Raw genomic sequence first — 9,552 nt, forward strand, 5'->3', positions numbered from 1 at the left:
GGTACCGACACAGTCTTGTACTCCATACTGAACGTCTTTCCAACCCTTACAAACTTGTAAGGAACCTTTTGAACTATACACCCTTCATGGACACCCTCCACAACGCTATGAACTTCTTCAACCTCAACTTCTTCTACTTCAACCGGCTCAAATACCTCCACATCAACCAGATCGTCTGAGCCTCCAAGATACAATGGCCTTTTCGGATTTTTCAGTGCTGCAAAGGCTTTTTCGATTTTATCCGACTCTCCGACCAAGAAAATCTCATAGCTTGGTTCGACGAGGAATTCCTTGAACATGGGGGACGATGGAAAAGACCTGTTGTAAGACTTCCCAGTACCTTTCAGCTTGAGGATTCTGGCCATTTCCCTGCTTTTTTCAAACCTGAGGGGCTTTATCCCAATTTTGAACCAGTCCTGTATCCTCAGATCGTCCCTCGGTAAACCGAGAGCGTTGGATATCATGCCTCGGATTGTTGTAAATGGTGGAATAACATAGGATAAAATCAAAGATGTTGATGTTGGTTCTCTGAAGGTGGCGAAGTAGGGACAGTCAAGTCTGAATTTCAGTCCGAGCATAGCCCCTCACTTAAGGGTTATTCCATTCAAGTAATCCAGCGCTGCCTTCACCGCCCCATTAGGACTTAGCACCTCAACTCCGAGTTTTTCCAACACATCCTTTACCTCATCTTCATTCTCCAGGAATCCCGGAAGGAGCCCTGCGATAATCTTAGGGCTGTATTCATTCACGTCCTTAACGATCGACTCAAGCCTTTCGATGTTCAGCGCAACTCCGTTTTCCAGAAGTAAGGCTTTCTGGAGCCGGTGAGAATAAAGATCTTGAAATGCAATAAGCAGGAAATCAGGTGTGAAATCTGTCAGCAATCTTGCTTGTTTGGAGTAATCAGAGAATAATCTCAGAACTTCAAGAAGTTTTGCAATTCTCTTTTTCCGTTCATCACCATTCAGGTAATATTCAATTTTGACCGTGCGCTCTTTATCATCGATCTTTTCCTCTCCGCCCACCCTTGCAACATCTACTGCCATTCCGCACTTGTAAACATTTACTCCTATTTCCACGTTAACTATATCGCCCCCCATTTCTCCTTCTCCCATTCTGTGTCTTCTCGTAAGAAAATCGACAACAGCGTTCTCTTCGAAGGGCAGTAAACCTACAGCCGGAGAGACCTTTACAGGCGAGATTCTCGTCACTGCACCCTTGCCCTTTATCGTAGTCATAAACCCAAATAAATCACAAGCAACACACCTCGCTATGTCGCCACAAGTTTCTCCCTTGTCGTTCGGAACACACATATACTCTCCATCAACCAAGTTCCTCCTGATGGCCTCTTTAAGGTAGTATCTCATCGCCTGACCAGAAACGTACGGATACTCGACACCATTCTTTTTGTATTTTTTGACATCTATAAAGTTCGCCTCACCCTCGCCAGCATTAAGGTTTGTCAGATCGGTTTGAGACAGCCAAACCACACTCAAACACTTCATTCCTCACCACCACCTTTCTGAGACTTACTCATTCGGTCAATCGAGTAGAACATGGACGCGTAAATCACAATCAGGTCTCTGACTTCTTTCCATCCATCCCTATCACTTTCTACAATTTCCTTGACAAGCTGGATAACCTCATCGAGGGATTTCGGTTTCAGCATCCTGAGATCACGCTCTTCCAGCCCAGGCAACTTCCTTGCAACCTCTCTCAGAACACTCCAGAATTCATCCAGCGTTCTTACCTTATCGAGCTTGTATAGAAGTGACGCATTGCTTTTGGATACCTTCGCAACAACATTCCCGACGCTCCGGATAGACTCGAGCTTTTCTTTTGAAACACCCATCCTTTTCCACCTCCAGACGAAAATAAGCTCCTCCAATCCCATTCTCGTTTCAGTATTGAATACAACAAAACCACCCTTCTTCGGCAGGAGTGCACCGGTGAATTTTCTCAGATTGTCGGTTAGGACTGCCTCCGCAAGTACTTCGCGAACCTCGTTTGTGGTTTCGTTGTCCACACCACCTTTTTCACTTCTGAAGTAAATTTTCCGGATAATTTCACCGTAAATCTTGTTGATGTGCTCCCCATTACCATATATCTCACGTATAATCGAAAGAATACCTGAACCGATGGCAATTCTGTCAACTCGGACGTTTTTGACCGATCCGAAGGGTATGTGGAGGACTACCCATTCTTTCGCTGGCAGTTCGTCAACGGCAAGCTCAACAAACCGCTCGTAAAAGCACAGTAGAGTGGAGTATTTACCAGGAGTGAATTCTACACCTTCCGAGGGAGCATCCGCTCTAATATTCGAGTACCTTCCGGTGGATCTCAAAACGCCATAATATATGCAACCTTTTTTGAATCTGTGCAGTTCTTCAAGGTTCCTCGCGAGAGGGATGAAAAGGAGAGAGTACTCTCCGGGAAACGTTCTGTAAATCGTCGCCTCGTCAGTCCACTCGAGAATGCCAAGAAGATAGCAAATTGGACACAGGCTGTCATAGTATTCTTTAAGGGACAGTACTGTACCATCCTTATAACTTCTGACCCCACTCAGGCTTGCTATTTTTGTTACAAATGGATAGTTTGCCTGCTGAAGTTTTTTGACAGATTTGTCATAGCTCTTACCACATAAGATGCACCTGTTTTTACCTTCTCTGAATCCAAAAATCCTATCAAGCAATTCGAGAGTTTTCTCAGGCTTAAATATTTCCTCTTTAAATGCAACTTTTCCACCAATCTTCTTTTCTTCCTGAATTAAAATGTGATCTTTCTTCACCTCTTTAATTTCCCCAGTTTTCTTGTCTTTTTCTATAACCATCAGATTTTGACGCTTCTCAAGGAGTTTTTTAGAAAACTCTTTAACAAATTTAGAATACTCTTCAATTTTTAGCCGCAGCCCCTCTGGAGTTATCTCAACACTGCACGAATCCACGTCTTCCAAAATTCTTAAAAAATTCTCGAGAGCATTGTCCATCCACGGATCTCCGAAGGCTCTGATTTCAATTGTCTTACTCATACCACCTTCACCATCCCGAGCCCCATCGAATTTTTCGCGCCAAAACCCGCCTTGTATCCAACCTCCAGCAGCTCTTTACTCCCCCTGGCCTCGAAAACCATCTCGACGCATCTGTGGTAGGTGTTCTTTATTCTGATCCTCTTGGCCTTGACGCTCAGGGGCTTTATCTCCAGATCAACGTTCTCCGGTGTTTTCCGGTAATGAGCCATGTACTTCTTCACCAGATTCTGCCGGATTATTTCGTAAAACTCGACATCCTTGGGATAGAGGTCTATTACTCTCCCGTTTCCGTTTTCACCGGCGTATCTGGAAACGTTTATCGGGCTGAGTGTTACGAAGCGCTCCCTGCTTCCAATTTTCTTCTCCCGCATAACTCTGACCTCAGAGACGAGAAACCTGGCACCCGATATCTCGATCTCAGGTTTTGAAAGCAGGCCCTCGACTAGCCTCTCGGCGATTTCATCCCTCATTGTGGAGAAGAAGAAATGAGCACTGTCACCGTAAACAACCATCTTTTCGCCCTCGATCCTGAATCTTCTCCCCGGAATCATGAGCTTGCTGAAGGTGAACAGCTTGGGAATTCCTGGCCGGTGGAGTTCAAGGGATAGCGATGAATCCACTCTCTCAATCGCCCTGTAAATTGCAGAGGCGAGGTGGTAATGGTGGTTCAAATCTATGACAGACCTTCGCTCCAAGGGAGCAAGGTTCACCTTCAAACGCATTGATGAGTCATTATTTCACAAAAATAAAACTTTTTTGCCTGCTTGAGAAGTAAAAAACACTTTGATGAAAAATTTTTACCAGAATGTTTCACAATTTGGAACGAAAACTTTTCAGAGCACACAGCCATTAAATACCCTGCCGGCATTCAGCTGAGAGGTTCAGAATCCGGCACGGTGTTTGAAATGAGCAGGGCAATATCACACAAAGCGGGTGATGAGAGATGAGCGCCACAAACAGGGCAGTCCTCATACTGAGCGGAGGAGTGGATAGCTCGACGCTCCTCTACTGGCTCCTCGATAGGGGCTATGAGGTTCACGCTCTCACATTCAACTACGGGCAGAAGCATTCGAGGGAGATCGAGCACGCGAGGCTGATAGCGGAGAAAGCTACGGAGAGAGGCAGGGTAACGCACAGGGTCGTGGACATCTCAGCAATTCACGAGCTCATCTCTTCTGGAGCTTTGACCGGAGATGATGAGGTACCAAAGGCATTCTACAGCGAGGATGTGCAGAAGAGGACAATAGTCCCCAACAGGAACATGATAATGCTCTCCATCGCTGCAGGCTACGCGGTTAAAATTGGGGCAGGGGAGGTTTACTATGCCGCCCACAAGAGCGACTACAGCATCTACCCCGACTGCAGGAAGGAGTTCGTTAAAGCTTTGGACACGGCCGTCTATCTTGCCAACCTCTGGACGCCCGTTGAGATTAAAGCCCCCTTCGTGGACATGACGAAAGACGAGATAGTCGGGCTCGGGCTGAAGCTTGGAGTTCCATACGAGCTAACCTGGAGCTGCTACGAGGGCGGGGAAAGACCATGCCTCGAGTGCGGGACGTGTCTGGAAAGGACTGAGGCGTTCCTGCTGAACGGTGCAAGGGATCCGCTGCTGAGTGATGAGGAGTGGAAGAGGGCCGTAAAGGCCTACGAGGAAAAGAAGGAGGAGCATGAGGGCAAACATTAGCGAGATCTTCTACTCCGTTCAGGGAGAGGGCATATTCTGCGGAGTGAGGCAGCTTTTCATCAGGTTCTCGGGCTGCAACCTCAACTGCTACTACTGCGACACCCGGTACTCCAGGAGGTGCATGGATTACGTGAACAGCAGGGAGCTCGAAAACCCCGTGAGCTTGGATTACATTCAGAACGTTGTGGACTCCTCGAAAAACATACACTCCGTCTCGTTTACGGGTGGGGAGCCTTTGCTCTACGCGGACTTCATAGCAGGACTGGAAAAGACGAGAACATTCTACCTCGAGTCCAACATGTCTCTGCCAGAGGAGGCCAGAAAGCTGAAGCATTTCGACATAATTGCGGGAGACCTGAAGGTCAGGGAGGCGTTGAAGGCCGGTTATGAGGATGTCTACGAAAACACCGTGAAGTCGTTCAGGATACTGAAGGACTCTGAGAGCAGGGTCACCTTCGCCAAGATCGTTCTGCCGGAGCGGTTCGACGTCGAGGATGTGCTGGCAAGAGCCGAGGGCATCGCGGACTGTGTCAGATGCTTCGTCCTCCAGCCCGTGTTTGGCTCTGACGTGAGAAACATTTTAAAACTCCAAGAAAAGATGCTGGAGCTTGCCGACACGAGGGTGATTCCGCAGGTTCACAAATACCTGGGGGTGAGGTAAATGAGAATTGGTGTTAGCGAGAGGTTCAGCGCAGCCCACTCGATTCCGGGGCATGAGAGGTGCGGAAGGCTGCACGGACACAACTTCAGGGTCGAGGTGGAGATTGAAGGCGATATCCGGGAAAACGGGATGGTGATGGACTTTTATGATCTGAAAAAACACCTCAGGGAAGTGCTGAGCGAGTTCGACCACAGGATACTCAACGAGATAATCGATATTCCGTCGTCCGAAAATATCTGCACCGAAATTTTCAGAAAATTAAAAAATAAGGGCCTGAACGTTGTCAGGGTCAGGGTTTACGAGAGCGAGGACAAGTGGGCAGAGCTTACTGAATGACCTCCCCGGTCCTTATCCTCACCGATTTCTCCACCGGCAGGATGAAAACCCTTCCATCCCCGATTTTTCCCGTTCTCGCTCCGGCAATTATTGCATCAACAGCCCTCTGAACCTCTTCATCTTCTACAACCACTTCAAGCTTCACCTTCTCAAGCATGTCCACCTCAACAGTCCTTCCGCGAAACTGGAGCTGTATTCCCTTCTGCTCTCCTCTTCCCTTCACCTCGGTAACTGTGAGGGCAACAAAGCCTGCATCCTCGAGCGAGTCCATCACCTGTTCGACCCTTTCAGGCCTGATTATCGCCACAACCATCTTCATGCTACCACCTCACGCGTATGCCCTCTCCCCGTGCTGGGAGATGTCCAGACCGACGTATTCCTCCTCTTCCGTAACCCTGAGTCCCATCACCGCATCTACGGCCTTTGCAAGTACGAGCGTCACTCCGAAGGCGTAGGCTATCGCTGCAAGGGATGCCACCACCTGTGCAGAAAACTGCTCCACATTGCCATAAAGCAGTCCGCTGTACCCTCCAACGCTTTCCATGGCGAAGATCCCTGTTGCCAGAGCGCCCCACAGTCCGCCGATTCCGTGTACCGCCCACGCATCAAGGCTCTCATCCCACCTTCTCCTCACCCTGAAGAGCATAGCTCCATAGCAGAGAACTCCTGCCGCTGCACCAATGGCAATTGCTGATAGGGAATCCACATACCCCGCAGCGGGAGTTATAGCGACAAGACCGGCTATAGCACCGCTCACCATTCCGAGGCCACTTGGCTTGTCGTGAAGCCAGCTCGCAACGAGCCATGCGATCGCTCCTGATGCTGCAGCGGTGTTCGTTACAAGCAATGCGTTCGCTGCACTTTCTCCAGCAGATAAAGCACTTCCGGCATTGAATCCGAACCAGCCGAACCAGAGCAGTGCAGTTCCGAGCATTGTCATCGGTATGCTGTGGGGGGTCATGCTGTGCTCCTCATAGCCGAGCCTCCTGCCAATCACGAAGGCGAGAGCTAACGCCGAGAATCCGGAGCTTATGTGCACCACGGTTCCTCCGGCGAAGTCTAAAGCTCCAAGCTCTGCGAGCCACCCTCCACCCCACACCCAGTGGGCGAGTGGGTCGTAGACGAGGGTCGTCCACAGCACTCCGAAAACCATGAACGAGCTGAGCTTTATCCTTTCAGCCACGCCGCTCGACAGTATGGCGAGAGTTACCGCAGCAAAGGTCAGCTGAAATGCAACGAAGAGCAGCGAAGGTATGCTGCCCGCATCCCCGGAAACGCCTCTGAGGCCGGCTGCACTCAGGTCACCGATGAATCCTGCGACGTCGTTGCCGAAGGACAGGGTGTAACCAAGCAGCACCCACTGAACGCTCACCGCTGCAAGAGCTATGAACGAAAGGGAGAGCATAGAAACCGCGTTCTTCCTCCTCACCATTCCTGCATAGAAAAGCCCGACTCCCGGTACCATCAGCATAACCATCGCCGTTGAGACCAGCAACCAGGCAGTATCTCCACTGTCCATCCACATCACCGGGCAGGAATCTGACGCTGGAGTATTTAAATATATTTAATCGAATCTGACAGAATTTAATATTTTTTCAGAAAGTTTCAGAAATTTCTAAAGAAAATTTAGCAAAAAGCAGCCATCGGTAAAAATACCCCCATCATGCCACTTCCAAAAGGTATTAATCCTGAACCGCGTAGAAACAGAAGGCCAATGATGAATGATGGGCGATCTGAGACGTGATGAGAGGGGAGAGGCTGAGGCTGCCCATCCTTTAAACACCATTTAACCCGGCAAACGATCCTGCCATGTGTCTGTTTTCTACTCTGTAACGCGAGATTCGAGAAGAGGCACAGCTTGAGTACCAAAAAGGCAAGAGATCGGCAGGTGAACAGTAAACGGAGCAAAAAAGAACAGGTTTATATGTCTCTGAACAAAAACATCGGGCATGGATGAAAGGGAGAAAAAAGCACTGACATCGAGTCTCCAGCGCTCGTCAATTGCGGGAACGGCGATAATGAGCTTTGCCCTTGCGCTTCTCGTGCTGTACTATGCGAAGGTCAGCATGTTCTACTCGATCGTCATCTCTGCAGCTTTCGCAGCCATCACAACCCTCGCAAGAAGTCGCTCAAGGTTATGATTCTCGCATTGAAAACGTTTTCCATGTGCTTTAAAGCGTACTCGTAACCGTAGTCATTCAGTGCTGCGGTGCAGTCCCTTATTACGGCAACCTTGTAGCCTCTAAGCACGGCATCTCCTGCAGTGTGCAGGACGCAGATGTTCGTCAGGACCCCGGTGATGTAAAGCTTTTCAATGCCAAGCTCCCTGAGGGTCAGATCAAGGTCGGTGCCGAAGAAAGCGGAATACCTGCGCTTCCTGACGATGTAGTCCTCTTCCCTCACCTCAAGCTCATCTATTATCTCTGCCCCATCACTTGCAGCAAGACAGTGCTCGGGCCATATATCGAATTCCGGATCGTCCTTTCTGTGCCAGTCCTGGGTGAAAATCACCGGCATCTTCTTTCTCGCCTCTCTGATGGCTTTAGCAGTTGGCTCGAATATGCCTGAGAGGTGCTCTCCACCGAATAGCTTTCCGTCAGGGTAGCAGAAGTCCTTCTGCATGTCCACAACGACAAGGGCAGAGTTCATGTAAAAAAGATGGTTCAAGTGATTAAAAACCTGTCGAACATGTGTTCGATGCACTATTTCTCGAGCACACCCTCCTTAACTGCAATTCTCTCAACCTCATCTCTCATCTCGTCGAGGGTATCCATCAGCATCTTCCACTCCTCGAAGTCGAGGTTGAAAGACCCCATCTGTGCTCTGAGCTCCTTCAACCTGAGCTTTAGCCTCCTGAGAACATCCCTGTAGATGTCCTCTTTCTCAGTTCCGTAGAAGATGTTCTCCAGCTTCCCAACCGCTGCTCTGAGCAGTCTTATTCTTTCCTCTACATCTGAGGAGAATTCAAAGCTTTCCAGAAGTACAATAAATCCTGATTTCAGGGATTCCATGAATTTATCTCAAGCGCAAAAATATAAAAATTTCCGCCTTTGGGCTAACAGAGCAATGTCTCGATAAAACAGTTTACAAAACATGGAGCCATAATTTTCAGCGTGAACAAAGAAAAGGCTCTTGATTCTTTCATGAGAAGGATTGAAAAGTTCAGAGACATAATCGTCAAGGTAGTCGTATTTGGCTCCTATGCCCGGGGAGAGGCTAAGGAAGACAGCGACATAGACGTCCTCATAGTGGTGAAAGACAGAGGAATTGAACAGGAAATTATCGGTATGGCCGTCGAAGTCCTACTCGAACATGGCGGGTACATATCCGTGAGGGTTTTAACCGAAAAAGAATTTGAACTGCATAAGAACACAGGTTTTGTCAGGAACGTTATGAAGGATGGCATGGTAATTGCTGGATGAAGTCAATGAATTGATGAAAAAAGCCGAGGAGAAACTCAGAACAGCAGAATATCTCCTGAACGGGGTTACTACTCAGATGCGATAAGCAGGGCATATTATGCAATGTATCGCTGCAAGGGCTCTGCTCGCATTAAAAAAGATCTACCCAAAAACTCACAGAGGTCTGATTGCCAAATTTGGCCTCGAATACGTTAATATGAGTATTATTGATTCATACTACGCAAAGGCACTGGCATACGGTGAAGAAAAAGCGGGGGAGTGGCGGTAGTAAGCCCCCTTCTGTTTCGGGCAGCGTCCGTCTCAGCGGCACACGCCTTGCACCGGCGGGGACGGCCGTTTCAACTCCCGCAGGTGACCTCGGCCTCTCGGCTTCCTCGCATAACCCTGCAGGAGTGTCGTTTCTGTTCCGTTGCCGTGCCTC

General features: G+C 48.8%; 13 protein-coding genes and 1 other RNA gene. 5 read left to right on the plus strand and 9 right to left on the minus strand.

Features of this window, described 5'->3' with window-relative positions; all coding sequences use genetic code 11:
* The 4 genes from cas5 to cas6 form a co-directional block, all read right to left on the minus strand.
* Positions 1-578 (minus strand): CRISPR-associated protein Cas5 (gene cas5, locus ACXJJC_RS06820; protein ID WP_456370435.1); only part of this gene is annotated, 578 nt, incomplete at its 3' end.
* A 6-nt stretch (positions 579-584) separates the two neighbouring features.
* On the minus strand, positions 585-1,505 hold the full coding sequence (gene cas7i, locus ACXJJC_RS06825) for a type I-B CRISPR-associated protein Cas7/Cst2/DevR (RefSeq protein ID WP_456370437.1): 921 nt from the start codon (positions 1,503-1,505) through the stop codon (positions 585-587).
* A complete protein-coding gene (locus ACXJJC_RS06830; protein WP_456370439.1) occupies positions 1,502-3,028 on the minus strand; it encodes a hypothetical protein in 1,527 nt (508 codons plus the stop codon). The genes cas7i and ACXJJC_RS06830 overlap by 4 nt, the downstream gene beginning before the upstream one ends.
* Positions 3,025-3,750, minus strand: a complete 726-nt coding sequence (gene cas6 / locus ACXJJC_RS06835) for a CRISPR-associated endoribonuclease Cas6 (protein ID WP_456370440.1) — start codon at positions 3,748-3,750, stop codon at positions 3,025-3,027. Before cas6 ends, ACXJJC_RS06830 begins: the two co-directional genes overlap by 4 nt.
* Before the next feature lie 221 nt (positions 3,751-3,971).
* Here cas6 and queC point away from each other — a divergent pair, with 221 nt between their 5' ends.
* The 3 genes from queC to queD are packed head-to-tail and all read left to right on the plus strand — an operon-like array spanning position 3,972 to position 5,709.
* On the plus strand, positions 3,972-4,712 hold the full coding sequence (queC, locus tag ACXJJC_RS06840) for a 7-cyano-7-deazaguanine synthase QueC (protein WP_456370441.1): 741 nt from the start codon (positions 3,972-3,974) through the stop codon (positions 4,710-4,712).
* Positions 4,696-5,373, plus strand: a complete 678-nt coding sequence (locus tag ACXJJC_RS06845) for a 7-carboxy-7-deazaguanine synthase QueE (RefSeq protein ID WP_456370447.1) — start codon at positions 4,696-4,698, stop codon at positions 5,371-5,373. The genes queC and ACXJJC_RS06845 overlap by 17 nt, the downstream gene beginning before the upstream one ends.
* Positions 5,374-5,709, plus strand: a complete 336-nt coding sequence (gene queD, locus ACXJJC_RS06850; protein WP_456370456.1) for a 6-carboxytetrahydropterin synthase QueD — start codon at positions 5,374-5,376, stop codon at positions 5,707-5,709.
* On the opposite strand, the gene ACXJJC_RS06855 is transcribed toward queD, so the two are convergent.
* Together ACXJJC_RS06855 and ACXJJC_RS06860 are read right to left on the minus strand one after the other, a co-directional pair.
* A complete protein-coding gene (locus ACXJJC_RS06855; RefSeq protein WP_048092595.1) occupies positions 5,699-6,028 on the minus strand; it encodes a P-II family nitrogen regulator in 330 nt (109 codons plus the stop codon). The genes queD and ACXJJC_RS06855 overlap by 11 nt on opposite strands.
* Before the next feature lie 9 nt (positions 6,029-6,037).
* Positions 6,038-7,234 carry an ammonium transporter gene (locus ACXJJC_RS06860; RefSeq protein ID WP_456370462.1) on the minus strand — a complete coding sequence of 399 codons (1,197 nt, stop codon included), beginning with the start codon at positions 7,232-7,234 and terminating at the stop codon, positions 6,038-6,040.
* Between the two features lie 424 nt (positions 7,235-7,658).
* On the opposite strand from ACXJJC_RS06860, the gene ACXJJC_RS06865 reads away from it, so the two are divergent.
* On the plus strand, positions 7,659-7,850 hold the full coding sequence (locus tag ACXJJC_RS06865) for a hypothetical protein (protein ID WP_048092599.1): 192 nt from the start codon (positions 7,659-7,661) through the stop codon (positions 7,848-7,850).
* Here the strand turns inward: ACXJJC_RS06865 and ACXJJC_RS06870 are convergent.
* Both ACXJJC_RS06870 and ACXJJC_RS06875 read right to left on the minus strand, forming a co-directional pair.
* Entirely contained in the window at positions 7,816-8,358 is a 543-nt protein-coding gene (locus ACXJJC_RS06870; RefSeq protein WP_456370458.1) for a cysteine hydrolase family protein, read from the minus strand. The two genes, ACXJJC_RS06865 and ACXJJC_RS06870, sit on opposite strands and share 35 nt — an antisense overlap.
* Before the next feature lie 53 nt (positions 8,359-8,411).
* Complete coding sequence (locus ACXJJC_RS06875; protein ID WP_456370459.1) at positions 8,412-8,720, minus strand: hypothetical protein; 309 nt, start codon at positions 8,718-8,720, stop codon at positions 8,412-8,414.
* 102 nt (positions 8,721-8,822) lie between these two features.
* On the opposite strand from ACXJJC_RS06875, the gene ACXJJC_RS06880 reads away from it, so the two are divergent.
* Positions 8,823-9,131 (plus strand): nucleotidyltransferase domain-containing protein, encoded by a 309-nt coding sequence (locus tag ACXJJC_RS06880; protein WP_456370461.1) that lies wholly within the window; start codon positions 8,823-8,825, stop codon positions 9,129-9,131.
* Between the two features lie 256 nt (positions 9,132-9,387).
* On the opposite strand, the gene rnpB is transcribed toward ACXJJC_RS06880, so the two are convergent.
* Positions 9,388-9,552: RNase P RNA component (rnpB, locus tag ACXJJC_RS06885), an RNA gene on the minus strand; the annotation flags it as partial.

The organism is Geoglobus sp. (assembly GCF_054018175.1).

Coding starts and splice junctions, on each gene's coding strand:
- ACXJJC_RS06875 (WP_456370459.1), bottom strand. CDS start 8,720: ATGGAATCCCTGAAATCAGGATTTATTGTACTTCTGGAAAGCTTTGAA.
- cas7i (WP_456370437.1), bottom strand. CDS start 1,505: ATGAAGTGTTTGAGTGTGGTTTGGCTGTCTCAAACCGATCTGACAAAC.
- ACXJJC_RS06860 (WP_456370462.1), bottom strand. CDS start 7,234: ATGTGGATGGACAGTGGAGATACTGCCTGGTTGCTGGTCTCAACGGCG.
- queC (WP_456370441.1), top strand. CDS start 3,972: ATGAGCGCCACAAACAGGGCAGTCCTCATACTGAGCGGAGGAGTGGAT.
- ACXJJC_RS06830 (WP_456370439.1), bottom strand. CDS start 3,028: ATGAGTAAGACAATTGAAATCAGAGCCTTCGGAGATCCGTGGATGGAC.
- ACXJJC_RS06855 (WP_048092595.1), bottom strand. CDS start 6,028: ATGAAGATGGTTGTGGCGATAATCAGGCCTGAAAGGGTCGAACAGGTG.
- ACXJJC_RS06845 (WP_456370447.1), top strand. CDS start 4,696: ATGAGGGCAAACATTAGCGAGATCTTCTACTCCGTTCAGGGAGAGGGC.
- queD (WP_456370456.1), top strand. CDS start 5,374: ATGAGAATTGGTGTTAGCGAGAGGTTCAGCGCAGCCCACTCGATTCCG.
- ACXJJC_RS06865 (WP_048092599.1), top strand. CDS start 7,659: ATGGATGAAAGGGAGAAAAAAGCACTGACATCGAGTCTCCAGCGCTCG.
- ACXJJC_RS06870 (WP_456370458.1), bottom strand. CDS start 8,358: ATGAACTCTGCCCTTGTCGTTGTGGACATGCAGAAGGACTTCTGCTAC.
- cas6 (WP_456370440.1), bottom strand. CDS start 3,750: ATGCGTTTGAAGGTGAACCTTGCTCCCTTGGAGCGAAGGTCTGTCATA.